The 26,005-nt window shown below is 70.7% G+C and carries 22 protein-coding genes and 1 pseudogene; 7 read left to right on the top strand and 16 right to left on the bottom strand.

Going from position 1 to position 26,005, the window contains the following annotated elements:
- Positions 1-33: 33 nt before the first annotated feature.
- From I6J71_RS50780 to I6J71_RS16780, 4 genes and pseudogenes are all read right to left on the bottom strand, one after another.
- Positions 34-120: pseudogene (locus tag I6J71_RS50780) on the bottom strand (hypothetical protein); the annotation flags it as partial.
- Between the two features lie 64 nt (positions 121-184).
- Positions 185-502: an aldo/keto reductase gene (locus I6J71_RS50775; protein ID WP_370542157.1), complete on the bottom strand. Its 318-nt coding sequence runs from the start codon at positions 500-502 to the stop codon at positions 185-187.
- Positions 503-595: 93 nt separating this feature from the next.
- Positions 596-1,600, bottom strand: a complete 1,005-nt coding sequence (ligD, locus tag I6J71_RS16785; protein WP_239154928.1) for a non-homologous end-joining DNA ligase — start codon at positions 1,598-1,600, stop codon at positions 596-598.
- 84 nt (positions 1,601-1,684) lie between these two features.
- Positions 1,685-3,130 carry an amidohydrolase family protein gene (locus tag I6J71_RS16780; protein ID WP_204095554.1) on the bottom strand — a complete coding sequence of 482 codons (1,446 nt, stop codon included), beginning with the start codon at positions 3,128-3,130 and terminating at the stop codon, positions 1,685-1,687.
- Positions 3,131-3,348: 218 nt separating this feature from the next.
- Here I6J71_RS16780 and I6J71_RS16775 point away from each other — a divergent pair, with 218 nt between their 5' ends.
- The 4 genes from I6J71_RS16775 (at position 3,349) to I6J71_RS16760 (ending at position 7,148) form a co-directional block, all read left to right on the top strand.
- Entirely contained in the window at positions 3,349-4,170 is an 822-nt protein-coding gene (locus tag I6J71_RS16775; protein ID WP_204095553.1) for an IclR family transcriptional regulator C-terminal domain-containing protein, read from the top strand.
- A gap of 98 nt (positions 4,171-4,268) precedes the next feature.
- Positions 4,269-5,444: a CaiB/BaiF CoA-transferase family protein gene (locus I6J71_RS16770; RefSeq protein WP_204095552.1), complete on the top strand. Its 1,176-nt coding sequence runs from the start codon at positions 4,269-4,271 to the stop codon at positions 5,442-5,444.
- Entirely contained in the window at positions 5,437-6,255 is an 819-nt protein-coding gene (locus I6J71_RS16765) for a citryl-CoA lyase (protein ID WP_204095551.1), read from the top strand. The genes I6J71_RS16770 and I6J71_RS16765 overlap by 8 nt, the downstream gene beginning before the upstream one ends.
- A 29-nt stretch (positions 6,256-6,284) precedes the next feature.
- Entirely contained in the window at positions 6,285-7,148 is an 864-nt protein-coding gene (locus tag I6J71_RS16760) for a dioxygenase (RefSeq protein ID WP_204095550.1), read from the top strand.
- Positions 7,149-7,180: 32 nt separating this feature from the next.
- Here the strand turns inward: I6J71_RS16760 and I6J71_RS16755 are convergent, their stop codons facing one another.
- The gene (locus tag I6J71_RS16755) at positions 7,181-7,858 is read right to left on the bottom strand and encodes a GAF and ANTAR domain-containing protein (protein ID WP_204097096.1); all 678 of its coding nucleotides are present in this window, start codon (positions 7,856-7,858) and stop codon (positions 7,181-7,183) included.
- A gap of 234 nt (positions 7,859-8,092) precedes the next feature.
- Between I6J71_RS16755 and I6J71_RS16750 the strand changes: the two genes are divergently transcribed.
- The gene (locus I6J71_RS16750; protein ID WP_204095549.1) at positions 8,093-9,469 is read left to right on the top strand and encodes an NADP-dependent succinic semialdehyde dehydrogenase; all 1,377 of its coding nucleotides are present in this window, start codon (positions 8,093-8,095) and stop codon (positions 9,467-9,469) included.
- A 22-nt stretch (positions 9,470-9,491) separates the two neighbouring features.
- On the opposite strand, the gene I6J71_RS16745 is transcribed toward I6J71_RS16750, so the two are convergent.
- The 9 genes from I6J71_RS16745 to I6J71_RS16705 form a co-directional block, all read right to left on the bottom strand.
- Positions 9,492-10,271: an SDR family oxidoreductase gene (locus I6J71_RS16745; protein ID WP_204095548.1), complete on the bottom strand. Its 780-nt coding sequence runs from the start codon at positions 10,269-10,271 to the stop codon at positions 9,492-9,494.
- 110 nt (positions 10,272-10,381) lie between these two features.
- Positions 10,382-12,130 carry a biotin carboxylase N-terminal domain-containing protein gene (locus tag I6J71_RS16740; RefSeq protein ID WP_204095547.1) on the bottom strand — a complete coding sequence of 583 codons (1,749 nt, stop codon included), beginning with the start codon at positions 12,128-12,130 and terminating at the stop codon, positions 10,382-10,384.
- Positions 12,123-13,052 (bottom strand): LLM class flavin-dependent oxidoreductase, encoded by a 930-nt coding sequence (locus I6J71_RS16735; RefSeq protein WP_204095546.1) that lies wholly within the window; start codon positions 13,050-13,052, stop codon positions 12,123-12,125. Before I6J71_RS16735 ends, I6J71_RS16740 begins: the two co-directional genes overlap by 8 nt.
- Positions 13,052-13,876: a CoA ester lyase gene (locus tag I6J71_RS16730; RefSeq protein ID WP_204095545.1), complete on the bottom strand. Its 825-nt coding sequence runs from the start codon at positions 13,874-13,876 to the stop codon at positions 13,052-13,054. Before I6J71_RS16730 ends, I6J71_RS16735 begins: the two co-directional genes overlap by 1 nt.
- A gap of 2 nt (positions 13,877-13,878) precedes the next feature.
- Entirely contained in the window at positions 13,879-15,396 is a 1,518-nt protein-coding gene (locus I6J71_RS16725) for an acyl-CoA carboxylase subunit beta (protein ID WP_204095544.1), read from the bottom strand.
- A complete protein-coding gene (locus I6J71_RS16720; protein WP_204095543.1) occupies positions 15,393-15,842 on the bottom strand; it encodes a MaoC/PaaZ C-terminal domain-containing protein in 450 nt (149 codons plus the stop codon). The genes I6J71_RS16725 and I6J71_RS16720 overlap by 4 nt, the downstream gene beginning before the upstream one ends.
- Positions 15,839-16,327: a MaoC family dehydratase gene (locus I6J71_RS16715; protein ID WP_204095542.1), complete on the bottom strand. Its 489-nt coding sequence runs from the start codon at positions 16,325-16,327 to the stop codon at positions 15,839-15,841. Before I6J71_RS16715 ends, I6J71_RS16720 begins: the two co-directional genes overlap by 4 nt.
- Positions 16,328-16,364: 37 nt before the next feature.
- On the bottom strand, positions 16,365-17,147 hold the full coding sequence (locus I6J71_RS16710) for an enoyl-CoA hydratase/isomerase family protein (protein ID WP_239154926.1): 783 nt from the start codon (positions 17,145-17,147) through the stop codon (positions 16,365-16,367).
- A complete protein-coding gene (locus I6J71_RS16705; RefSeq protein WP_204095541.1) occupies positions 17,131-18,747 on the bottom strand; it encodes an ATP-dependent acyl-CoA ligase in 1,617 nt (538 codons plus the stop codon). Before I6J71_RS16705 ends, I6J71_RS16710 begins: the two co-directional genes overlap by 17 nt.
- Before the next feature lie 123 nt (positions 18,748-18,870).
- Here I6J71_RS16705 and I6J71_RS16700 point away from each other — a divergent pair, with 123 nt between their 5' ends.
- Entirely contained in the window at positions 18,871-19,452 is a 582-nt protein-coding gene (locus I6J71_RS16700; protein WP_204095540.1) for a TetR/AcrR family transcriptional regulator, read from the top strand.
- 142 nt (positions 19,453-19,594) lie between these two features.
- A complete protein-coding gene (locus I6J71_RS16695; protein ID WP_204095539.1) occupies positions 19,595-20,227 on the top strand; it encodes a nitroreductase family protein in 633 nt (210 codons plus the stop codon).
- 323 nt (positions 20,228-20,550) lie between these two features.
- Here I6J71_RS16695 and I6J71_RS16690 read toward each other — a convergent pair whose 3' ends face one another.
- Positions 20,551-20,871 (bottom strand): YrhB domain-containing protein, encoded by a 321-nt coding sequence (locus I6J71_RS16690; protein WP_204095538.1) that lies wholly within the window; start codon positions 20,869-20,871, stop codon positions 20,551-20,553.
- A gap of 40 nt (positions 20,872-20,911) precedes the next feature.
- On the bottom strand, positions 20,912-25,945 hold the full coding sequence (locus I6J71_RS16685; RefSeq protein ID WP_204095537.1) for an RHS repeat-associated core domain-containing protein: 5,034 nt from the start codon (positions 25,943-25,945) through the stop codon (positions 20,912-20,914).
- Positions 25,946-26,005: the final 60 nt, after the last annotated feature.

The raw sequence follows: 26,005 nt of genomic DNA, 5'->3' as shown, positions 1-26,005 counted from the left end.
CCGCGCGAGCCGGCCGCGGGCCAGCGGGCTCCACACGATCGTGCCCACGCCTTCGTCGAGGCACAGCGGGAGCATCTCGCGTTCCTCCTCGCGCGCCAGCAGGTTGTAGTGGTCCTGCATCGACACGAACCGCGCCCACCCGTGCGTGTGCTGCGTGTGCTGCGTGTACAAATGCCTTCGCGAACTACCACGCGGGCATCGACGACGCCCCCGGATAGCGCACCTTGCCGGCCTTCACCGGATCGTGCAGCGCCTCCAGGGTTTCCTCCAGCGGCGTCGCCGGATCGTTGCGGTGGATCTGGTACAGGTCGACGTAATCGGTGCCCAGCCGGCGCAGGCTGTGGTCGATCTCCGCCATGATCGCCTTGCGCGACAAGCCCTCCCCGCTCGGCCCCGACCGCATCGGGTGCCGCAGCTTCGTCGCGAGCACCGCGTCGTCGCGATCGGCGAAATCCCGCATCGCCCGGCCCAGGATCTCCTCACTCGAACCTTGCGGATACATGTTCGCGGTGCCGAAGAAGAGAGACGAAACGGAGAACTCTCCAATGATGCTCCGAACGTACCGGAGAGTTCTCCGCAGGACAGCGTCGCTCCGTCACGACAGCGGCGGCACCTTCGCTTCGCCGGGTTTCCGATCCGGCCGCAATCCCCGCCACGCGGTGTGGCGCAGCCGGTGGTCGCCGGGGGTGAGGCGGCGGTAGACGACCTCGCCGACGAGGGAAGGGGTCAGCCAGTGCGCGCCGCGAGCGCGTTCGCGGGGGACGGGGTTCGCGAAGGGACTCGTGGGGCGTTCCAGCGGGGCCAGTGTTTCCCGCAGGTCGCGCAGCATCTGTTCGGTGAAGCCGGTGCCGACGTCGCCGAGGTAGAGCAGGTCGCCCGTGGTGGGGTCATGGGCGCCGAGCAGCAGGGCGCCGACGGTGCCGTCGCGGCGGCCCTGACCGGGGCGCCAGCCGCCGACCACGACCTCGGTGGTGCGGATGAACGGGTGCTTGAGCCACTCCGGACTGCGCCGGCCCGGGTGGTACTTCGAAGAGCGTACCTTGACGACCAGGCCTTCGAGCATCGTCTTGCGCGCGACCTCGAGCAGATCCGCCGGGCTCATCCCCTGCGCCGACAAGTCGGTGTGGGTGTAGGAAGGCGTGATCGCGACCCGCTGCCGGTTCGCCGGCTCGAGCGCGTCCAGCACGGCGCGACGCTCGTCGTAAGGCGCATCCAGCAAGGACTCGGTGCCGAGCAGCAGCACGTCGAACACGAAGTACGACACCGAGCGCCCGGCGGTGTCGTGGTTCTGCAGCAGCCCGAAGTCCGGGTGCCCCTGCTCGTCGAGGGCCACGATCTCGCCGTCGAGCACCGCCGCGCGCCCGCCCAGTGCGTCTCCGAGCACGCCGGCCAGCTCGGGGAAGCGGCCGGTGAAGTCGTTGTCGTTGCGGCTCGTCAGCACCGTCGTGCCGTCGGGGGCCACGCGCATGATCGCGCGGTAACCGTCCCACTTGAACTCATACGCGTATTCCGGCCCGTCGCGCAGCGTGCCGCCATCGGGCGTCGCGAGCATCGGCTCGATCCCGGCCGGCACGCGCGACCGCTCAGCACCACCAGCCACACCGGCCTCCCGCCTCGACGTATCCTCGCGGTTCACGGTAGGCCGGAAACCGCGATCCCGCCGGAGACGTCCACTGTGGAGGCGTCAGCCGCCGTGCGTGCTCCCACTCTGGTAATCGGTGTAGGTGTAGGGGTTGTCGAGGATCTTCGCCTCCGGCACATCGGGGTTCATGCCCTGCTGCCAGGCCTCCTCGCCCAGGCGCGAGCGCAGGTGCTCGACGGTTTCCTCCACCGTCCGGCGCACGGCCGGCAGGTCGACGTCGACGAGCCGGTGGTCGCGCTTCACGATCCGGCCGTTCACCAGCACCGTGTGCACGTCGCCGCGCTGGGCCTGGAACGCGATGTGCCCGTGGGGGTTGAGCACCGGGAACGACACGGGTGAGTTGTCGTTCTTCACCAGCACCAGGTCGGCCTTCTTGCCCACCTCGACGCTACCGAGCTCGTCCTCGCGCCCGAGCGCCTTGGCGCCGCCGCGCGTCGCCCACTCCACGACCTGATCGGCTCGCAACGCGGCGTGCGTGACGGTGTCGCCCTTCGCGTGCGCTTCCAGGTGCTCGCGCGAGCGGTCGGCGCCGAGGGTGGTGCGCATGGCCGTGAACAGATCACCGCTCCACCACACGGACGTGTCCATGGACAGCGACACCGGGATGCCGTGGGCACGCAGGGCCCAGGTGGGCGGATAACCCTGGCCCGCGCTCTGCTCGCTCTCCGTCGAGACCGACACCGAGCCGCCGGTCGCGGCGATCCGGTGGTAGGAGTCCGCCGACAACGAGGCGCTGTGCACGTAGATGTTGTGCGGTGTCATGAACCCGTGGTCGTGCATGAGCTTGATGCCGTCGTCACCGGTCGCGCCCCACACGCCCGCGTGCGTGGTCACCGGCACGCCGAGCTCGCGCGCGACCTCGAACGCGGGCTTCTCCGGGAACGCCGGGTCGCCCGTCACGTCGAACGCGAGCTGGAATCCGAGCATCGGGTCGTCCGTCACGCGCCGGGAGACGAAGTCGCGGAATTCGGGCGTGGAGGTCCAGTGCGCGGGCGCGTCCTGGATGTTGCCGTAGGCCAGCACGAACCGGCCCGCCACCGCCTGCAGCGCGTCGACCGCGGCGTCGGCGTGCTCGGTCGTCTGCAGCCCGTGCGACCAGTCGACGGTGGTGGTCACGCCGGCGTCGAGCGCCTCCACGGCCGAGAGCAGATTGCCCGCGTACACGTCCTGGGGGCGGAAGACCTTGCCCCAATCCAGGTAGTACCAGACGAAGTACTGGGTCAGCGTCCAGTCGGCGCCGTAGCCGCGCATCGCGGTCTGCCACATGTGCCGGTGCGTGTCGATCATGCCCGGCATCACGATGCCGCCGGTCGCGTCGATCTCGACGGTGCCCTCGGGGACGGCCAGGTCCGGGCCGATGGCCGTGATCGTGTCACCGGTGACCAGCACGTCGTGGCCGGGGAGCACCCGGCGGGTGGCGTCGACGGTGAGCACGGTCCCGCCGCGCAGCACGACCGGACGGCCGGCGGTGTCGCTGGGCTCGCTCATGGCTGCCTCTCTTCCGCGGTCTCGGTGAGTCCCGCGTACAATCGTCCGCTTGGCGGACAACGAGTGGATGTGAATACCTTTTCGCACGCCACCGCCCGTGTCAATGGCGGGCACGCCCGCGGGCCGGCCTCTCGCCCGACGTTGCTGTCCGGCTCGCGGACACCGAGCGGCTACGCTTCGCGGAGACCAGGTCCGCCAGGCCGTCAGGAGGTCGCGCCATGCCACGCGAGGGAACCGGTCCGGACTTCATCGAGGCGCTCGCGCGCGGCCTCGAGGTGATCGCGGCCTTCGAGCCCCACCGGCCCGCGATGACGCTCGCCGAGGTCGCCGCGGCGACGAAGCTGGCCCGCCCCACCGCGCGGCGGATCCTGCTGACGCTCGAGGAGCTGGGCTACGTTCGCCCGGCCGAGCGCGGCTACTCGCTCACCCCGCGGGTGCTCGAGCTCGGCGTGGCGTACGTGCGGTCGATGGGGCTGTGGGACGTCGCCCGCCCGCACCTGGAGAAGCTCGTGGCGCAGACGCACGAGTCGTGCTCGATCGCCCAGCTCGACGGCTCGGACATCGTCTACGTGGCACGGGTTTCGGTGCCGAAGATCGTGTCGCTGGCCGTCCAGATCGGCACGCGCTTCCCCGCTTTGCCGACGTCGCTGGGCAAAGTGCTGCTCGCCGCCCTCTCCCCAGGGGACCTCGACGTCGCGCTGGCGCAGCCGACGCGCTCCGGGCTCGTGCCGCGCTGGCAGCCCGGCCGCGCCGAGCGCGACGCGGAGTTGCGCGAAGTCCGCGCCCGCGGTTGGGCGCTCACCGACGAGCAGCTGACCCTCGGGATCCGGTCGGTCGCCGCGCCCCTGCGCGACGGTTCGGGCCGCGTGATCGCGAGCGTCAACGTCAACTGCCACGCGGCCGAGACGCCGGTCGACCGGCTCGTGGGCCACCACCTGCCCCTGCTGCTGCAGTCGGCCGGCGACATCAGCGCCGACTTCGCCCGCCTGCAGGACGTGCCGCACGTCGAAGTGCCCGCGGCCTCCGGCGACGGTGCTTGACGCCCTGCGCCGCGCAGGCGCAGACTCTGAGTCGAGCGCTGGGACGGACACTGGTCCGGCTAGCGGACACGGCTGAGAAACCAGCAGAGAGGCACGACATGGAAGACTCCCCGGCGGGGGCGGCCCGCGGACCGCTGTCGGGGCTGCTGGTCGCGGATTTCTCCCGGGTCCTCGCCGGCCCGTACGCCACGATGCTGCTCGCCGACCTGGGCGCCGAGGTCGTGAAGGTCGAAGGCCCGCAGGGCGACGAGACGCGCACCTGGATGCCCCCGGTGCGCGGCGAGACCTCCACGTACTACCTCGGCGTGAACCGCGGGAAGCGCTCGATCGCGCTCGACCTGCGCAATGAGGCCGACGCCGCGCTCGGGCGCGAGCTCGCCGCCCGCGCCGACGTGCTCATCGAGAACTTCAAGCCCGGCGGGCTCGCGAAGTACGGCCTCGACTACGAAAGCGTCCGCACCGCCAACCCCGGCCTGGTGTACGCGTCGATCACCGGCTTCGGTTCCGGCGCGGGCAGCCACGTGCCCGGCTACGACCTGATGGTGCAGGCGATCTCGGGCCTGATGAGCCTGACCGGCGACCCCGACGGCCCGCCCTACCGCGCCGGGATCTCCGTCTTCGACGTGATGGCGGGCAACCACGCCGTGATCGGCATCCTCGCCGCGCTGCGCCACCGTGACGCGACCGGCGCCGGGCAGCTCGTGGAGGTCAACCTGCTGTCCTCGGCCCTGACGGGGCTGGTCAATCACAGCTCGGCCTACGCCGCCGGCGGCGTGGTGCCCTACCGCATGGGCAACGCGCACCCCAGCGTCTTCCCCTACGAACCCCTGCCGACGGCGGACGACGACCTGATCGTCGCCGCGGCCAACGACGGCCAGTTCCGCAAGCTGTGCGACGTTCTCGCGATCCCCGAGGTCGCCGACGACCCGCGGTTCGCGCACAACGCCGACCGCACGAAGAACCGCGAGGAACTGCGACCGATCCTCGAACGGCGGCTGGCGACACGGGGCGCCGTCGAGTGGTTCGAGGCACTCACCGCGGTGGGCGTGCCCTGCGGGCCCATCCAGACGATCGACGGCGGGTTCGCGATGGCCGAGCGCTTCGGCCTCGACCCGGTCGTCGAGGTCGGGGAGGGCGACCGCGCGGTCCCGACCACCCGGCACCCGCTGCGGTTCTCGGCGACGCCGGCCACCTACCGGCTGCCGCCGCCCGAGCTCGACGAGCACGGCGAGCAGCTGCGCGCGTGGCTCACGCGAAAGGACGGAGATGGCTGAGCCCCCGGTGTACGAGACCGCCCTCGGCGCGTCGTCCCTCGACAAGATCACCTTGCTGGGGCAGGACCTCGCGCAGGACGTGATGGGGAAGGTCGGCTTCGGCGAGCTGGCCTTCTGGCTCGCGACGCAGCGCCGGCCGGCGCCGGGTGAGACCCGCGTCTTCGAAGCCGTGCTGGCCGCGCTGGCCGACCACGGCTTCACCCCCACGGCGATCGTCACACGCCTGACCTACCTGTCCGCGCCCGACTCGATCCAGGGCGCGCTCGCCGCCGGCCTGCTCGGCGGTGGCTCGCGTTTCCTCGGCGTGACCGAGGACTGCGGCAGGTTCCTGCACGGCGTCCTCACCGAAGCCGGCAGAACCGGCGAGCTCCCCGCCGACGATGCCGGCTGGGACGCGCTGGCCCTGGAAACCGTGCGGACGCGACGGGCGGCGGGCGAATTCGTGCCGGGCCTGGGTCACCACGTGCACAAGCAGGGTGACCCACGAACCCCGCGCCTGCTGGAGATCGCGGCGGAGGAGGGACTCGTCGGACCGCACCTGGCACTGTTCAGCGCCATCGGCCGCGTGCACCCGCAGGTGCTCGGCAAGACGCTGCCGCTCAACGGCGCGGGCGTCTGCGGTGCCGCGCTGGCCGACCTCGGCCTCCCGCTCGAACTGCTGCGCGGGTTCGCACTTTTGGCCCGCACGGCCGGGCTCATCGGGCAGCTTGCCGAAGAACTGCGCCACCCCGTCGCCAACGACGTCTTCCTCGCGGTAGACCTGAACAACCGGCCCGTCGCGCCGGACCCCTATTCGCCCGAACAGCCCTGACCCGCCGCCCGGCCCAGGAGAGGACAGCCATGGAGCTCGTCACCGAAGACAACATCACGGAGCTGGCCGAGCGGCGGTGGGCGACCGCGCACGACCCGCGCGCGAAGGAGCTGATGACCGCGCTCGTGCGCCACCTGCACGCCTTCGCGCGCGAGGTGCGGCTCACCGAAGCGGAGTGGATGGCGGCCATCCGGTGGCTCACCTCGACCGGCCAGATCAGCGACGAGAAGCGCGAGGAGTTCATCCTCGCCTCCGACGTGCTGGGCCTGAGCATGCTCGTGGTGCAGATGAACCACCACTTCGCCCCGGAAGCGACCCCTGCCACGGTTCTCGGTCCGTTCCACATCGACGGCTCGCCGGCACTGGACTTCGGCGGTGACATGTCCGACGGCGTCGAAGGCACTCCCCTGTACGTCACCGGTTCCGTGCGCTCCCTCGACGGCTCCCCCGTCGCCGGCGCGCTGCTCGACGTGTGGCAGGCCGACGCGGAGGGCGCCTACGAGTCGCAGCTGCCGGAGATCGACGAAGCCCGGCTGCGCGCGAAGTACACGGCCCGCGCCGACGGTTCGTACTGCGTGCGCACCATCGCGCCGAAGGGGTACTCGATCCCGATGGACGGCCCGGTCGGCGACCTTATCTCGCGCACCGACATCAGCCACTTCCGCCCGGCCCACGTGCACTTCCTGGTGACGGCCGAGGGCCACGAGCCGCTCATCACCCACCTGTTCCAGGAGGGCGCCGAGTACCTCGACAGCGACGTCGTGTTCGGCACCAAGCAGGAACTGGTGGTCGCGTTCGAGCCGCGTGATCCCGGCCCGACGCCGGACGGCGGCGAGTCGGTCGTGCCCTGGGTCGAAGCGCGCTACGACTTCGTGCTCCAGCCCTCGAGCTGAACCGGCTGAACCGGCCGGCCGGCTGAACCGGCTCAGCCGGCCGGCCGCGTCGCCTCGTGCACGAACCGGACGGCGACTTCGCGCAGCTTCACGTTGGTGTTCTGCGATTCCCGGATGAGCCGCTGCATGGCCTCGACGTCGCTGATGCTGTGCGCGGCCATGAGGATGCCCTTCGCCTGCTCGATCACCGCGCGGTTGCGCATCGCGGTGTCGAGGTGGGCGGCGAGGTCGTGTGCGCGCCGGAACCGCCGGGTGGTGCGCAGTCCCGACGCGACCACGACCGTGTAGAGCTCCAAGACTTTGCCGTCGAGTTCTTCGAAGCCGTGGCTTTCGGTGCTGAACAGGTTGAGCGCGCCCGAGAGCGTCTCGTCGACGCGCAGCGGCGCGGCGAGGTAACTGCCGATGCCCTCGCCGCGGGCGAAGTCCACGAATTCGGGCCACTCCCGGCCGGCGTGCGGAAGCGACATGCGCACGATCTCGCCGGTCGCCGCCGCGCGCAGGCACGGTCCGTCGCCCGCGGCGTACTGCGCCCGGTCGACGCGCAGTGCGATCTCGTCGGTGTACGCGGCGGTTTCGGCTTTCCCTTCGGTGATGACGGTGACGCTCGCGATCTCGGCGCCCGGTACCGCGCGGACGGCGTGGGTGCAGACGGCTTCGAGTGTCGAGGCGGTGTCGTCGCCGGACTCGAGCGCCGCAGTGAGGTCCGTCATCGCGCCGGTGAGCTCGTCGAACGCGGCTCTGTCATCGATGTCCACTCGCACACTTTACCCGGCTGCGCGCCGGGCGGTCTGACGTCGGTGTCCACTCGCGCAGTGCACCCCGGCGCGCGCCCGCACGGGTTTGCCCGCCACTCGGGCCGGGAAAGCCTAGGCTGCTGCTGGGGCCGGGATCCGCGGACGAGCGCGCCGGCCGCACCGCATCGAGGAGAAGGGACGGCTCCACCCATGGCGATCGCCACGATCAACCCCGCGACCGGGGAGACGGTCACGACGTTCACCGAGCTGACCGAAGCCGAGGTCCGGGACAAGATCGCTGTCGCACACGAACGGTGGCTCACCTATCGCCGCACTTCGTTCGCCGAGCGCGCCGCGCTGCTGCACGCCACGGCCGACCTCCTGGAGAAGGAGGCCGACGACGTCGCGGCGACGATGACCACGGAAATGGGCAAGACGCTCGCCGCGGCCCGGGCCGAGGCGCTCAAGTGCGCCAAGGGCATGCGGTACTACGCGGACCACGCCGAAGAGTTCCTGGCCGACGAGCCGCTCGCCGACCCGTCGGCCGTCGGCGCGTCCCGTGCGCTGGGCCGGTACCAGCCGCTGGGTGTGGTGCTGGCCGTGATGCCGTGGAACTTCCCGCTGTGGCAGGTGATGCGCTTCGCCGCGCCTGCGCTGATGGCCGGCAACGTCGGCCTGCTCAAGCACGCGTCGAACGTGCCGCAGTGCGCGCTGTACCTGGAGGACCTGTTCCGCCGCGGTGGGTTCCCCGAAGGCTGCTTCCAAACGCTGCTGATCTCCTCGCGCCAGGTCGAGCCCGTCCTGCGCGACCCGCGCGTGGCGGCCGCGACGCTCACGGGGAGCGAGCCCGCCGGCCGCTCGGTGGCCGCGATCTGCGGCGACGAGGTCATGCACACCGTGCTGGAGCTCGGTGGCAGCGACCCCTTCGTGGTGATGCCTTCGGCCGACCTCGACCACGCGGCCGAAACCGCGGTGACCGCCCGCGTGCAGAACAACGGCCAGTCCTGCATCGCCGCGAAGCGGTTCATCGTGCACACGGACGTCTACGACGAGTTCGCGAGGAAGTTCGTGGAGCGGATGCGGGCGCTGACGGTGGGCGACCCCACCGACGACAGCACCGACGTCGGTCCGCTGGCCACCGAGCAGGGCCGCACCGACGTCGAGGAGCTGGTGGACGAAGCCGTGTCCGCGGGCGCCGAGGTGCTGTGCGGGGGGAAGCGACCCGACGGGCCGGGCTGGTTCTACCCGCCGACCGTCATCAGCGGCATCACGCGCGAAATGCGCATGTACACCGAAGAGGTGTTCGGGCCGGTCGCCTCGCTGTTCCGCGTCGCGGACATCGACGAGGCGCTGGAGGTCGCCAACGCGACCTCGTTCGGCCTCGGTTCCAACGCGTGGACGCAGGACGCGGACGAGATCGAACGTTTCATCGGTGACCTCGAGGCCGGGCAGGTGTTCATCAACGGCATGACCGTGTCGTACCCGGAGCTGCCGTTCGGCGGCGTGAAGCGCTCCGGTTACGGCCGCGAGCTGTCGTCGCACGGCATCCGGGAGTTCTGCAACCTCAAGACCGTCTGGGTCGGCTGAGCAGCGGCGCGTGCCCGGCGCGTCAGAGTACGCCCGGGTACGCGCCGCCGTCGATGAGCAGGCTCTGGCCGGTCAGGAACCCGGCCTGCGCCGAGCACAGGTACGCACAGGCGGCACCGAACTCGGCGGGCTCGCCGAACCTGCCGGCCGGGATCGCCGCTCGCTGGCGGTCGGCGATCGCGTGCGGGGTCACGCCCGCGCCGGCGGCGGCCGCTTCCTGGCCTGAACGCAGGCGGCGGGTGTCGAACGAACCGGGCAGCAGGAAGTTGATCGTCACGTTGGCGTGCGCCACCGACCGCGCGACGCCCGCGAGGAACCCGGTCAGGCCGGCCCGCGCGCCGCTGGAGAGGTCGAGGCCCGCGAGGGGCATCTTGACCGAGCCGGACGTGATGTTGACGATCCGGCCGAACCGGCGCGCCACCATGCCGTCGACGACCCGCTGCACGAGCCGGATCGGCGTCGCCATGTTCGCGCGCACGCCGGCCAGCAATGCCTCTTCGTCGACCTCGCGGAAGTCGCGGAACGGCGGGCCGCCGTTGTTGTTCACGAGGATGTCGACGTCACCGGCGGCCGCGAGCAGCGCGTCCTGCACGGGGTGGTCGTCGACGTTCCCCGCGACGGGGACCACCGTCGCGCCGGTCTCCGCCGCGATCTCCTCGGCCGCCGCGCGCGTCGACTCGGCCGACCGCCCGTTCACGACGACGGTGCAGCCCGCCCGGGCGAGCTCGGTGGCGCAGGCGCGCCCCAGCCCGAGGGTCGACGCGCACACCACGGCCGTGCGGCCGGCGATTCCGAGATCCACGAGTCCTGCTCCCCTGCCGCGCCAACGGAAAAACCGCTCCCGACCCTACCGGCCCGGCGGCGCCGGCGGCCGGAGGTCCGCTCGGCCGTGCCCGAAGAGCCACGCGGGTGTCACTCGTCGCGGATCTCGCACAACACCTCGCCCTGCGCCCGGCTGTCGCCGACGGCCACCGCGAGCCCGGCGACCACGCCGGATTTGTGCGCCTTCACGGGGTTTTCCATCTTCATGGCTTCCACGACCGCGATCAGGTCCCCGGCCGCCACCCGATCGCCTTCGGCCACCGCGAGCTTCACGACAGTGCCTTGCATCGGGGTCGTCACCGCGTCCCCCGACACCGCCGTCGCCCGCGGGCCGAGCGCGACGGCCGCCGAGGCCGCGCGGATTTCCTCGGCGCGCCCGGTACCCACTTCGGACAGACCCGGCAACGAGACGCGCAGCGCGCGCCCGCCCACGGAGATCGCCACCCGGCCGTCGCCGGCTGGTTCGGCCGAGTATTCCGGCAAGTCGTTGACGAAGTCGTCCTCGATCCAGCGCGTGTGGACGGTGAAGCCGTTCTCCGCGGTGAACGCCGGATCACGCACGACCGCACGGTGGAACGGCACCACGGTCGCGAGGCCCTCGACCGTCAGCTCGGCCAGCGCCCGGCGGCTGCGGGCCAGTGCGGTCGCGCGATCCGGTCCGGACACGATCAGCTTGGCCAGCATCGAGTCGAACTGGCCGCCCACGACGGTGCCGGCTTCGACGCCGGAGTCGAGCCGGATGCCCGGTCCTTCCGGCACGTCGAACCGGCGCACGGTCCCGGGCATGGGCAGGAACCCGCGGCCCGGGTCTTCGCCGTTGATCCGGAACTCGAACGCGTGCCCGCGTGGTGCGGGGTCCTCGGCGTAGGGCAGCGGTTCGCCGCGCGCGATGCGGAACTGTTCCAGCACGAGGTCGAGGCCGGTCGTCTCCTCGGTCACCGGGTGCTCGACCTGCAGGCGGGTGTTCACCTCCAGGAAGGAGATCGTCCCGTCGGTGCCCACCAAGTACTCCACGGTGCCCGCGCCGCGGTAGCCCGCCGCCGCGCAGATCCGCTTGGCCGACGAGTGGATCAGCTGGCGCTGCCGCTCGGTCAGGAACGGTGCCGGCGCCTCCTCGACGAGCTTCTGGTGCCGCCGCTGCAGCGAGCAGTCCCGCGTGCCGGCGACGAGCACGGTCCCGTGCGCGTCCGCCAGCACCTGGGCCTCCACGTGCCGGGGGTGGTCGAGGTAGCGCTCGACGAAGCACTCGCCACGGCCGAACGCCGCCACCGCTTCGCGCGTGGCCGAGTCGAACAGCTCGGGGATCTCGGCGAGCTCCCGCGCAACCTTGAGCCCGCGCCCGCCGCCGCCGAACGCCGCCTTGATCGCCACCGGCAGCCCGTGCTCACGCGCGAACGCGACGATCTCACCGGCCGACGCGACCGGTTCCTCCGTGCCCGGCACGAGCGGTGCACCGACGGACCGCGCGATGCGGCGCGCGGTGACCTTGTCGCCCAGGTCCCGGATCGCCTGCGGCTCGGGGCCGATCCACACGAGCCCGGCGTCGAGCACCGCCTGCGCGAAGTCGGCGTTCTCCGAGAGGAACCCGTACCCGGGGTGGACGGCGTCGGCACCGCTGACCTTGGCGACGTCGAGCAGCTTGTCGATGTCCAGGTAGGACTCGGCCGCAGTGCTCCCGTGCAGCGCGTAGGCCTCGTCGGCCAGGCGCGTGTGCGGCGCCCGCGCGTCGGGGTCGGCGTACACGGCGACGGAGGCCAGCCCGGCGTCGCGCGCGGCCCGGATCACCCGCACCGCGATCTCGCCGCGGTTCGCGACCAGCACCTTGCGGAACTCAGGCAACGGAAACTCCCCTCTCCCGGATCCCGGGCAGGACCTCGGTGGCGAACAGGTCGATCACGCGGTCGCGGTCTCCGGCCGCGCAGGCCGGGGCGAACACGATGCGCTCCGCGCCGGCTGCGGCGAACTGCGCGATGCGCTCACGCAGCCGGGCCGGCGTGCCGAAGAGCAGGTAGCGATCGGCGTAGGGCTCGAAGTCCTGCCGGTAGATCCGGCTGATGGCCTCGACGACCTCGCGGCGGGCGCGGTCGCCGTCCCGGTCCACAGTGGACCACAGGTAGACACCGCCGGTGAGGTCCGCGGCTTCGCGGCCGTGCCCGGCGGCCAGCTCGCGGACTTGGGCGAGGCTGCCCGCGAGGCGCTCGGGTGTGACCAGGTACGGCAGCCAGACGTCGGCGTGCTTCGCCGCGCGCCGCATCGCCGCGCGCCGCCGGCCCCCGACCCACACGGGCGGGCGCCGCGCCGGCACCGGCTGCAGCTCCTGGTCCTCGATCGTGGTGAACTCCCCGTGGAACGTCACCGGTCCCCCGGCCAGCAGCCTCTCGAGCACCTCGAGGGCTTCGTCGGTCCGGCGGCCGCGTTCGGCGAGCGGGACGCCGACGGCCTCGAACTCGGGCGGGTGCTCCCCGCCGACCCCGACGCCCAGCTCGAACCGGCCGCGCGACACGGCCGCGAGTGTCGCGACGAGCTTCGCCGCCAGCGCGGCCGGGTACACCGGCAGGATCGTGAGCGCGCTCAGCAGCCGGATCCGCTCGGTGGCGCCCGCGGCGGCGGCCAGCCCGACGAACGCGTTGGTGATCGGCCCGTGGAAGAACACGTGCTCACCGCAGCAGAAGTAGTCGAAGCCGGCTTCCTCGGCGCGGCGCGCGACAGCGGGGATCTCGCCCGGGTCGGCCCCGGGCGGGAACATCAGTCCGACGCGCATCACCGCTCCTCCGGCAGCCGCGCCAGCACGGTGCGCGCCATCCGCACGTGGACGTCGTCGACCATCTGGCCGTCGACGACCGCGACGCCTTCGTCCGCCGCCGCCAGCACGGCGCGCGCGTGCGCGACCTCGTCCGGCGCCGGTGTGAAGACCTCGTGCGCCAGCTCGACCTGACGTGGGTGCACGCAGATTTTGCCGGTGTACCCGATCGCTCGACCCTGCGCCGCGTCGGCGCGGAACCGGTCGTCGTCGCGGATCGCGACCACGGCCTGGTCCACAGCGGACACCCCGGCGAGGTGCGCGGCGAGGCGGACCTCGCTGCGTGCGTAGAGCACCTCGTCGCCGTGGGTGGTCCGCACGCCGCCGATATCGGCGATGTAGTCCTCGGCCCCGAAGTAGACGGAGTCGAGGCCGGCCCGCAGCAGCTCGCGGCAGTCCGCGACCCCGCGCACGGTTTCGAGCCCGACGACGATCGGCGCGTCGGGCCCGAGCCGGCCGCGCAGCACGTCGATCTCCTCGCGCCGCTCGTACTTCGGCAGCACCACGCCGATCCCGCCGAGTCCGGCGACGGCCGCGAGGTCGTCGGCGAACCACGGCGACGTGATCGGGTTGACGCGCACGAGCACGGTGGTGCGCGGGCCGGCGTCGAGCCCGGCCAGCGCGGCGACCGCCGTCTCGCGCGCTTCGGCCTTCTGCGCCGCGGGCACGGCGTCCTCGAGGTCGACCACGGCAGCGTCGGGCGCGAGCACGGGGATCTTCGCGACCATCGACGCCTTCGAACCCGGCATGAACAGCAGGCTGCGGGGAACCAGTCCGTCCGTCATGGTCACACCGGGCTGATCAGGTGGTGGCGGCGGTGCCCCGAGCGCTCCCAGTTCCGGGCGGCCCGCAGGCGGCCCAGCAACTCGGCGCGCAGCGCTTCGGGCTTCACCACGGTGTCGACGTGCAGTTCGCCGGCCAGCCGCAGGAGCGTGAAGTCCGCGGCCTGCTCGGCGACCCGCGCCTGCACGAACGCCTCGCGCTCGGCGGGGTCCTCGATCGCCGCGATTTTGTTGGCGTACACGGCGTTCGCGGAAGCTTCCGGCGACATCGTGCCGATCGTCGCGGTCGGCAGCGCGATCGTGGCGCGCGGCTCGAAACCCGGTGCGCACATCGCGTAGAACCCGGCGGCGTAGGCCTTGCGCAGCACGACGCTGAACTTGGGCACCTCGGCGCTGGCCATCGCGGCGACCATCTTGGCACCGTGCCGGATGATCCCCTGCCGCTCCACCGCGACGCCGACCATGAAGCCCGGCACGTCCTGCAGGAACACCAGCGGGATGTTGAACGCGTCGCACATCGAGATGAACCGCGCCGCCTTGTCGGCCGAGTCGACGAAGATCGCGCCGCTGCGCACCGACGGCTGGTTCGCCACGAGCCCGACGGTCTGCCCGTCGAGCCGCGCGAACCCGGTCACCATCTCGGTGGCCCACGCCGACTTGATCTCGAAGAAGCTGCCGGCGTCCACGAGCCGCAGGATCACGTCGCGCACGTCGTAGGCCGCGTTCGGGTCCTCCGGGATCAGGCCCTCGGGCCAGTCGAGCAGTTCGGGCTCGGCGGGTTCGGCGTTCGCCGGGGGCGAGCGCCAGTCGTCGGGCAGGTACGACAGCAGCAGCCGCGCGGCCGCGATCACCTGCCAGTCCTCGTCGAACACCTCGTCACCGCAGCCGGAGACCGTCGCGTGCATGACCGCGCCGCCCATCTCCTCGAGCGTGGTGTGCTCGCCGGTCACCTTCTCGGCGACACGCGGCGAGGCCAGGTACATCGACGCATTGCCCTCGACCATGCCGACCCAGTCGGTGAACGCCGGCATGTACGCGCCGCCGGCGGCCGAAGGCCCGTGCAGGCAGCAGATCTGCGGCACCCGCCCGGAGAGCTTGATCTGCAGCTGGAAGATCCGCGACGCCCCACGCCGGCCCGAGAAGAACCCGAGCTGGTCGGTCAGCCGCCCGCCCGCCGAATCGACGAGGTAGAACACCGGCATCAGGTCGCGGTCGGCGCGTTCGAGGATGCGCACCTGCTTCTCGCAGGTCAGCTCGCCCCACGAACCGGCCTTGACCGAGAAGTCGTGGGCGATGACCGCGACCGGGCGGCCCTCGACCGTGCCGACGCCGGTGAGCACGCCGTCGGCCGGCAGACCGTCGCCGGAGGCATCGGCGAGCAGCCCGTCCTCGACCCAGCTGCCCGGGTCGAGCAGGAGCGCGATCCGCTCCCGCACCGGGATCTTGTTCGGCCACCGGCTCGCGTCGCCGCCCGCGAGCGCGGCCTGCGCGGCCTTCTCCAGCTCGGCCGTCACCTCGCTCATCGCCGCGCCGCCTCCTCGGTGACCACCAGCGTCTTCAGCGTCGCCGCGAGCACGGTTTCACCGCGCTGGTTGAGAATCCGGAACGCCGAAGTGACCACGCCCTTGCCGGCGCCGCGCGGCGTCAGCTCGGTGACCTCGGTCTCGACGTGGATCGTGTCGCCGACGCGCACCGGCGTGACGAAGCGGAGCTTGTCGATGCCGTAGAAGGCTTTCATCGCCTCGGGCCAGAACGTGACCAGCCCCAGCGCGACCGAAAGCGACAGCGCGCCGTGGGCGACGCGGCCGCCGAACACGGGGTCCTGGCCGAAGTACTCGGCGTCGGTGTGCGCCGGGTGCCAGTCGCCGGTGAACATCGCGAACTGCACGATGTCCGTCTCGGTGATCGTGCGGGCCCGGCTGACGTGCCGGTCGCCGAGCTTGATCTTGTCGAAGTACTCGGTGATCACGCCTGCTCCCCCGTCGGTTCGCGGTGCATCAGCCCGGTGCGCCGGGCCCGGCACACGAGCTCGTCACGCTGGTTGTAGGCCCGGTGCTCGAACACCACGACCCCCGCGCGCGGCCGCGACTTCGAGGCGCGGGCTTCCACGACCTCGCTCTCCACGCGGATCGTGTCGCCGGCGAACACCGGCTTGGGGAACTCCACATCGGACAGTCCGAGCTGCGCGACGATAGTACCGAGCGTCAGCTCGTACACCGAGAGCCCGACCACCAGCGCGATCGTGAACATGCTGTTCACCAGCGGCTTGCCGAACTCGCTGCGCGAGGCGTAGTCGGCGTCGAGGTGCATGGGCGCCGGGTTCATCGTCATCGTGGTGAACAGCACGTTGTCGGTCTCGGTGACGGTGCGCCGCGTCGCGTGGTGGACGAGGGTGCCCACCGTCAGCTGTTCGAACCACCGGCCCGAAACCGGGCGCTCGGTGTCTGTGCTCATGGTCTTCCTTCCGTGCTGGGTCACCGGCCGGGTCGCCTCAGAGTGTGCTGAACCGGGGCTGTCTGCGCTCGGCGAAGGCGGCGAGCCCTTCGCGGGCGACCGGTCCGGCCAGGTGCGCGAGCAGCGTCTCGCGCTCGGCGGTGATCGCCGTCGCCGGCTCCGCGGCGAGTGCGTCGCGGTGCAGGCGTTTCATGCTCCGCAACGCGTCGGGGGCGTGCCGCGACAGGCGGGCGACGAGCGCGTCGACGGCATCGTCGAGCTCCGCCGCGGGCACGGCGCTGCTCACGAGCCCGAAGCTCGCCGCCGTGGCCCCGTCGACGATTTCCCCGGTGTAGAGCAGCCTTCGTGCGATGGCCGGCGCCACAGCGTGCGTGAGCCGCACCGAACCGCCGGCTCCCGGCAGCAGGCCGTACTCGAGATGCCGGTCGCCGATCTGCGCCGTTTCGCTGACCACCGCGAGGTCGCACGCGAGCATGATCTCGCAGCCGCCGGCGACCGCGTAGCCGTCGATCACGCACACGGACACGAACGGCGCGGCCTCCAGCCGGTCGAGCGTCACGCCGATCGAGGTGATGTAGTCGCGCACCGCCTCTGGATCGTCCAGCACCGACCGGAGGAACTTCAGCTCCGCACCGGCCGACAGCGTCCCGCCCCGCCCGCGGACCACCACGACCGAGCAGCCCTCGGCGGCCGTGATCGCCCGGTCCAGCCCGGCGATCACTTCGGGACTCAGCGCGTTGCGGGTGGCTTCCTGGTCGATCGTGATGCGGCCGAGGTGCCCGTCGACGGTGAAGTTGACGGCTTCACTTCTTGATGACAATGCCCGCGGCCTCCCGGTCCCACAGCTCGCCGACGCGCTTCGCGGCGGCGGTCTTCAGCTTGTACTTCTCGATCTTCTCGCTCGGCGTCTTGGGCAGCCGGTCGATGAACTCGAGGTAGCGCGGCACCATGAAGTACGGCATGTGCTCGTCGCAGAACGCGATGATCTCTTCGTACGATGCGGAAGCGCCGTCCTCGGTGACGAGGTAGACCATGAGGTCGTCCTCACCGAGCTCGGAGGCGACCGGCACGGCGGCGGCCTCGAGGATCGCCGGGTGCCGGCAGACGATCGTCTCGACCTCGTACGCCGAGATGTTCTCACCGCGGCGGCGGATGGCTTCCTTCTTGCGGTCGGAGAAGAACAGGTAGCCGTCTTCGTCGAGCGAACCGCGGTCGCCGGTGTGGAACCACAGGTCGCGCGTGGCGCCGACCGTGGCGTCCGGCATCTTGTAGTACTCCAGCATCGTCATGCCGGGTTCGTTGGGCCGCAGGCAGATCTCGCCCACCTCGCCCGTGGGCACCGGCAGGCCGTCGTCGTCGAAGATCCGCACGCTCATGTCCGGGCGCACGCGGCCCGCCGATGGGACCTTCTCCAGCGGGTCCTCCGGGCTGAACACCGTGACCGCGCAGTTCTCCGTCATGGCGTAGACCGAGGTGACGCGCGTGCCGTAGCGCTCGAGGAACCCTTCGGCCAGCTCGCGGGAGTTCGGAACCATCATGCAGATCCGCACGGAGTGGTCGCGGTCCTGTTCGGACGGCGGCTGTTGCCAGATGATGTTCGCCATCGCACCGAGCGCGTTGAACACGGTGGCGCGTGATTCGCGGATCTGCGACCAGAACCGGCTCGCCGAGAAGTGCGGGTAGAGCGCCACGGACGCCTCCGCCCACAGCGCGGCGTACACGGTGTACCAGAGCGCGTTGCCGTGGAAGACGGGCAGACAGGTGTAGAGCACGTCGTCCTGTCGGTACCCGTTGAGGGAAGCCATCTGGTGGCCGACCGCGTGTCCCTGTGCCTGCGGGCAGATCGCGCCCTTCGACGGGCCGGTGGTGCCGGACGTGTACAGGATCAGGTGGGGATCGTTCCAGCGCACGGGTTCGGCGAGCCGCGGCGGTTCCGCAGACGCGTCGTGCAGGGTCGCCAAGTCGTGTGTCGCGATGCCCTCGAGCGCGGCGAGCTGTGCCGGGTCGGCGCCGAGCCCCAGCACCGTGCGCACGCCGGGAACCTCGGACAGCACGGCGGCGACGCGCGGGAGCAGCTCCCCCGCCACGCAGATCGCCGTGGAATCGGACTGGTCGAGGAAGTAGCGCAGCAGCTCGCCCTTAGCTGCGGTGTTGAGCGGCACCGCCACGGCGCCGAGCTTGCCCAGGCCCCAGAGCGTCCACAGGAACTCCGGGCCGTTGGGCATCATCATCGCCACGTGGTCGCCCCTCGTGATGCCGAGGTCCGCGAACCCGTTGGCGTAGCGGTTGGTGATCTCGTCGAGGTCCCGGTAGGTGTAAGTGCGCCCGGCCCAATGGAGGAACGGCCGGTCGCCGACGCGGGCGGCTTTGTCGGCGAGGATGTGCGCGGTCGTCCTCTGGTCGATCTCGTAGTAGCGCATCGTCGAGCTGCCTCCAAGTCTCTGCCCCGGACGCTATCCGGCAGGACACGATTGGTCAACAAACAGTTGTTGCAAGCTGTGTGCCCATCGACTCGTCACTCGCCGTAGTGTCTAATGGGGCTCGTGCCCGAACGAGCCACCGACTACGTGACGCCGATCGTCGAAATCGCCGCGAGCCTGTTCGCCCGCAAGGGCTACCACGGTACGTCGATGCGCGACATCGGGCGGGAGGTCGGCGTGCACGCCGGCAGCCTGTACGTGCACATCCAGAGCAAGGAGGACCTGCTGGAGTCGATCGTGCACAGCATCATGGAGCGCTCGGAGCGCGACATGGAGGAGATCCTCGCGGGCGGGGGCACGGCCACGCAGCAACTGCGCCAGGTCGCCGCGCGCGACCTCAAGCTCATCGCCGAGAACAAGGAGTTCGCCACCGTCTTCTTCCACGAGTGGCGCAACCTCAGCGAACCGCGCCAGCAGGCCGTCATCGCCAGCCGTGACCGCTGGGAGACGGGACTGCGCAGCATCATCACCCGCGGCATCACCGACGGCGAGTTCCGCGCTGCCGATCCGCGCATCGCGGGCATCGCGCTGACGAGCATCCTGAACTGGGCGTACGTGTGGTATTCGCCGGAAGGTTCGCTGACGACGGATCAGCTGGCGGAGCAGTTCGCGGATCTGCTGATCGAGGGGTTGCGCGCGCACTGACGGTGGGCGCGTTCTGCCGCCGTTGCGCCCGGTTCGGTGGGTGCCGTTCGCGGAACCGTTCGCGCCGGCCTTCCGGCGCGGTGCGTTGTGGTCACCATCTCGCGCGTCGGCACCGTGGTTCGGGTGGACCTATGATCGCGACATGCTCGATCTTTCCCCCGACCAGCTCCTGTCCACCACTCGCGCGGTCCGCAAACGCCTCGACTTCACCCGCGACGTCCCCGACGACCTCATCCGCGAATGCGTCGCACTGGCACTGCAAGCCCCGGCCGGCTCGAACGTGGTGACGGCCCGCTTCGTGGTCGTCCGCGACGAAGCCAAGCGCCGCGCCATCGGCGAGATCTACGGCTCCATCTACGCCAAGTACAAGGCCTCCCCCGGCTACCCGGGCAACAACGCGGGCGCCACCGAGCGCGACCGCGTGCAGTCGCGCGTGGCCAGCTCCGCCGACTACCTCGGCGAGCACATGGGCGAGGCCCCCGTGCTCGTCCTGGCCTGCAACGAGGGCCCCGACCGAGCTTCCGCGGCAGCCGGCGTGTCCAACGTCCTGCCCGCCACGTGGAGCTTCATGCTCGCCGCGCGCGCCCGCGGATTGGGTACGGCCTGGACGTCCATGCACGTCGCCCGCGAAAAGGACGTCGCGGACGTCCTCGGCATTCCTTACGAGACGGTCGTGCAGACTGTGCTGACTCCGCTGGCGTACACGAAGGGCACGGACTTCCGCCCGGCTTCCCGGCCCGCTCCGGACGAGGTCACCCACTGGGACCAGTGGTGACCAAAACAAGCGCGTAGCGACGGCCGGCTGCGGGGCACACCCGCAGCCGGACTCAGTCGCCCGACAAATCAGCCGGGTAATCAGCCCAGACCGTGCTGCTTCGCGATCTTGCTGCCTGTTTTCTTCTACCACGCGTTGTTTTCGGGGGTTCGCGTGGTAGCCGAAACCTTTTCCTTTGTCCTGGTTCCACTGGCGGCTCGGGCCGATCCCAGGCCGCGCCCACGGCGCGGGGCCAGTTTCTCGGCCGGCCCCTGAAGCGATGTCTCGTCGCCCCGGGCCTGGTGATCACCGCGAATTTGTCCATACCCGCGATCCGAGCAGGGTCAGGTCTGAGGCAGCTGCCCCCAGCCGATCTCGCCCGCGGTGACCGCCTCCAGGTAGCGGTCGACCGGAACCGCGCTGGGTGGGAAGTGCGCGGGCGAGCCGTCGCCGGGCACCATGACCAGGTTGGGCACCGCGGCCACGGCGAAGTCCTCGGTCTCCAGGTACCGCCTGGTGTTGAACGGCACCAGCCAGCCGGCCGGATGCTGCACGACCTGCTCGTCCCGGATCACCATGTCGTGAAACGGGGAGTCCTCAGGAATCGCGGCGGTTTCCTGGTCCAGTAGCGCCCGTGCCGCCGCCAGCGCGTTGTCCCGGTCCATGATCGAAATACCCTCCACCTCGAAAGTCCCCTTGCTTCGGCTAGTAGTTCGGGAAGTAGTGCATGAGATCGACCCGGTCGACCGCACCGCCCTGGTGGGTCAACGCCTCGAGGTTGGCCAGCTTGCCCGTCTGCCCGTCAAGATAGACCGCACCGTACTGCGGGTGGTGCACGACGTTGAACACGTGTGCCGAACCGGGCAAGCCACCGGCGGGCGGCCGGTTGATGTAGACGACTCCGGCGCCACCTTGCTGGGTGATCTTCTGCGTGATTTCGCCGTAAGTGGTGTTGTGGTATTCCGTTCCGCCGTATTTGTTCTTCAGGAACTCGGTGCCGGCGAAGGAGCCGGACGACATCGGCGGCGCGTGCGTGACGGGGTGACCCGCGTTCACCGCGTCCACGCTGACGATGCACTGGTTGCAGTTCAGACCGTACCCCTGGTTCGTACCGAAGTTCGGGTTGATCTGGCCGTGGTTGGGGAAGTGCGTGTCCAGGAACTGCTGCTGCGCTTGGGGCGTACCGTGCCCGGCGTGCACCGAGGGGCCCGGTCCATTGGGGTCGATCACGGCCGGGTGTGTCGGCGGCCGCTGTGTGGCGTTCGCCGGGATGTAGGGATTGTGCGCGGACGAACTCGTGGACGGGATCGCGCCGCCGAGATCGTTCGGCCGGCCCGGCCAGCCGGGCTTGGCCGGCGGGTAGTACTGGTTGAACATGTTCTGGCCGGCCGTGTGGTAACCGGTGCCATCGAGGTTGTGGTAGGCGTGCGTCGGCTGCCTCGTCCCCGACGAAGACGACGCGCTGGGCATGCCGGGTTCGGCTCCCGCCGGGTGGGTGCCGTTTGCCGCGCCCTTGCCCTTCGTGTCCGGGACCTTGCTGACGTCTCCACCGCCGCCGGGCCGGTCGGGCGTCTTGCCCTTGCCGGAACCGCCGGCGCCGCAGCCGCCCTTCTTCGCCGCGAGACCCAGGGGGTCGCAGGCCGCGAACGGGTTGGGGACGTAGGCGGCGGGATTCTCGGCGGGCCCGAGGCCGAGCGGGTCCTGGCTCAGGTAGCGGCCGGTAGCCGGATCGTAGTATCGGTAGACGTTGTAGTGCAGGCCCGATTCGGCATCCGCGTACTGGCCGGGGAAGCGCAGCGGCGTGAGCGCCGTGCCGCCCGACCGGTCCCACAGCCCGACGCTGTCGCGCCACGCCGTGGCCCCATCGGCGTCGAGAAGCTCCGTCGGAGTACCAAGCAGATCGGTGACGATGGAGAAGAACTCCTCGTCCACAGTGGACGGCTGGCCGAGCTGCAGGATCGGGCGGTCGTCCTTCGGGTGGTATTCCCAGGTGGTGATGACCTGCCGCCCCGCCTCGTTGGTGTGGCTCTGCTCCACCAGTTGTGAGCCGCTCCAGGTGAAGACGAAACTCTCGGTGACGTGCCACGACCCTGCGGCGGCCACCAGCCGCTGCTTGCCGATGCGGCGCCCCACGGGGTCGTAGCGGTAGCTCCACCGGCTGCCGTCGGGCGTCAGCAGTCCGACCAGCCGATCGTGCGCGTCCCAGGTGTAGCGCCACACCCGGTCGCCTTCGCGGCGCGATACCACCCGCCCCTGCAGGTCGTGCTCGTATTCCGTGGCACCCGCGGCCACCAGAGCATTCCCGGCGTAGCGCCGGATCCCGGTGGTGGCTGCGGCCACCGGCTCGCCAGACTCGGTCACGTTGCCGAGGTCGTCGTAGCGGTAGTGCCGGTCGCCTTGCGTCGTCTGCAGTTCCACGACCCGGCCGATCGCGTCGAGCAGCAGCCGCGTCGGGCCGGCGACCTCGTCGTCGATCCCAGTGAGGAACCCGTCGCTCCGGTAGGTGAACCGGCGGCTTCGCTCGGATTCGGCGGTCCGCACGGACTGCTCGACCAAGTTCTCGTCGCCGTCGAAGGCCTGCGAGACAACCACCCGGCCGTCGACCGTCCGAACGATTTCGCGGCCACCTTCGTCGTGGCTGAACTCGACGGAGTGCCTGCCGACCGTCAGCGCATCAGGATTGCCCGCGGTGTCGAAGCGCCACACGCTCTCCACTCCGGAAGGCGTACGCCGGACCGTCGCGCCGTTCTGGTCTCGGCTGGTGGTCACCGTTCGACCGTCGACGGTCTCACTGAGCAACGTGCCGTCGGCGGCGTACTCGATCCGCAGCTCGACGTCGCCGATTGTGGCGTGGATCATCCGTCCCACCGGATCGTACGAGTAGCGGGTCGTCCCCGTCGGAGTCCGCCGTTCGAGGACGTTGCCGAGCTGGTCGTAGACGTACTCGGTCCGGTCACCGGCTCCGTTGACCGACCGGACCAGGCGCCCGGCGCGGTCGTAGTCGAACCGCAGCACGCGCCCGTCGAAGTCGACCTCTTCCACCAGCCGGCCTACCGCGTCGTGGCGGTAGGTCCATTGCAACCCCAGCGGGTTGGTGACCGTGGTGAGCCGAAGCTCGGTGTCGTAGGCGTAGGTGGTCCTCGCACCGGAGGCGTCGATCGACGCCGTTCGCAACCCGAACGGCCCGTACTCGGTCCGGGTCACGAACCCAGCGCCGTTGACGTGCTCGACCTCGTTGCCCTCGGGGTCGTACCGCCGCGCCTCACGAGCCCCGGACGGATGGACCCTCAGGTTTTCCTCGCCCTCGACGGTCCAGCCGAGCCGGACCGGCCGCCGCGAGCGGTTGAGCATTGTGGTCACGCGGCCGAACACGTCGCGCGGCTCCGACTGGCCCGCCGGGTCAGTGTCGGCGGGTGCTCCTGCGCCGGCGGCCGCCACCTCCGGTGCGGCGTTCTGCCGGTCGATCAGCTCCGTGTAGCTCAACGAGGCCGACACGCCGACCGGGTCGATCAGCGGGTCGGGCACGTTCTCGCCCGTGTAGGTGCGGCTCCAGTGCCGGTCGCCGTCCCGGACGGTGATGGTCAGTCCGGTTCCACCCCCGCTCACCTCGACGACGGAACCGTCGGGACGGGTCACCGAGACCAGCGCACCGTACTCGTCGTAGGAGTAGGCAGTCGTGTGCCCCAGCGGGTCGACGCTCTCCAGCAGCCGGTCGTAGCGGTCCCACACGAAACCCGTCACGCTCCCCAGCGGGTCGACGCGGCGCAGCATCTGGTTGGCCTCGTTGAGGTGGTATTCCGTAACGTTGCCCAGCGAGTCCGAGTAACGCGTGATCAAACGCTCACGGTCGTAGGCGAACGACCCGCTGTAGAAGCCCTGCGGACCGACCGTGCGCACGCAGCGGCCGTCGGCGTCGTAGACGTAGCGGTACCAGGTACCCGTCCGGTCCTGCCACCCGACCATGCGGCCGTGCACGTCGTAGTCGTACCCCGCAGGCAGGCCCGACGAGTTCGCGACCTTCGTCAGCTGGCCGAACCGGTTGTACCCGAATTTCGCCACCGACACCGAGGCGTCGCCGTCGGCGACCTCGATCGCGGTGATCCGTCCCCCCTCGCTCAGTAGCCGGACAGCCCGGCCGTCGGAGCGGCTCAGCCCGACCGGCACCGCGGACGGACCGTACTGCAGGTCGATCCGCTCGCCGGACTCGTGCTCGATCGCCACCAGCGGAACCAGGCCACGGCGGGCGCCCGGCACCGCGGCGAATTCGAGGCTCACCTGCTGCAGCGGGTCGGCCAGCCGGTACCCAGCCTCGGTCGCGACGAGCGGCAACCGCGGACCCTCGACCGGCAACACGGCCTCACCGGCGCGCGGCAACGGGTACACGAGGATCATGCCGTCCGCCGAGAAGTAGCAAGCGTGCTCGTCGTCGAACTCGATCCGCTGGTCCAAAGTAGACGACCACGTCGAACCGAACACCCGGCCGGCCCGGTAGGAGGAGATGTGCGTGCGCTCCAGCGCCAACTCCGGAAGACCCGGCATGAGGAGGTCCACCTGGGTCATCACGACGTCACCGGTCGCGATGTCGACCGGGTCCGACTCGCACACGCGGTTGTCGGTGCCCACCGAACGGTCGCGCGGGGGTTCCGGCTTGTCCGGCACCTTGCCCGGCGACTTGGGGCCGGAGGAACCGCCGCCCTTCGGAGCACCGCCTCCACCCGCACCGGAAGTCACCGTCGGACCGTCACCGGTGTCGGTCTTCGGAGGCGCTGGCGCCTCGGTCTTCGGGGGCGGGGTGCCGCCACCGCCGTGGCTGCCCCCGCCACCGGCGCTGGAGGAGTGCGTGGAGTCATCACCCCCCGACTTGGCCGGTGGTGGCGCACCGTCGCCCCCGCCCTTCGGGGTGCCCCCACCACCACCGACGGGCTTGGGCGGGTCCTTCGGCATGCCGCCGACGTCGCCACCCTTGCCCGCCGACGAGACCTTGCCACCCTTGAGGCCCTTCAACGCCTTACCGGCGTCCTCGAACAGCGTCCCGGCCTTCTTCAACAACGGGATCAGCGCCTTGAGCGCCTTCACCAGCTTCGTCACGATCGAGGTGATCTGCGAAGCGGTCTTGGCGACCGCGCTGACCACCTGAGGCACCACCCACGCCAACCCGACACCGAGGGTGAACACCACCTGCAACGCCCAACTGATCAAATGCCCGACCAGCTCCGAAATGATGTCGCGCACCAGCGTCCGCACCGCCGCCACGACCTCACCCGCGGTCTTCACCCCGGACGACGCGCCCTCACAGCCCTTCTGCGCCGCCTGCAACGTCGTGCCCAGATCCTGCGCCCGCTGCCGATACGCATCCGACGCATCCCCCGACCAGGCCTGCAGATCCGAACTCACCGCGCTGTTCAGATCATCCGCAACGCTGCCCAGCTCCTTGGCGACATTCGCCCACGTCTCCGACTGCGCCTTGATCTGATCCGCATTCCCCGTCAACCCGTTGAGCGCGTCCTTGAGCGGGCCGACGTGCTCCATCAACCACGACACACCCGCAGCCAGAATCGCCCCGAACGGATCCATCGCCACCGAGAGCGCATCCAGCGCGGTGCCGACCGCACCCATCGCCACCGACGCCCAGTCCCCCGACTCGATCGCCGACGACAGATCGTTCGCCGTCTCCAACAGCGAAATCCCGGAATACGCCTTCGTCGAATCGACCGTCGGCGCAATCAACGGATTGCTCACGCGTTTCCCCATTCCATTCGTGTTCAGCCGACGCGCAGGCGGGCCGCTCGAACGGGTGCA

The organism is Amycolatopsis sp. FDAARGOS 1241, assembly GCF_016889705.1.
Lineage (GTDB): Bacteria > Actinomycetota > Actinomycetes > Mycobacteriales > Pseudonocardiaceae > Amycolatopsis.
The sequence above is the reverse complement of the archived record's forward strand: the minus strand, read 5'-3'. Positions and strand labels throughout refer to the sequence as shown.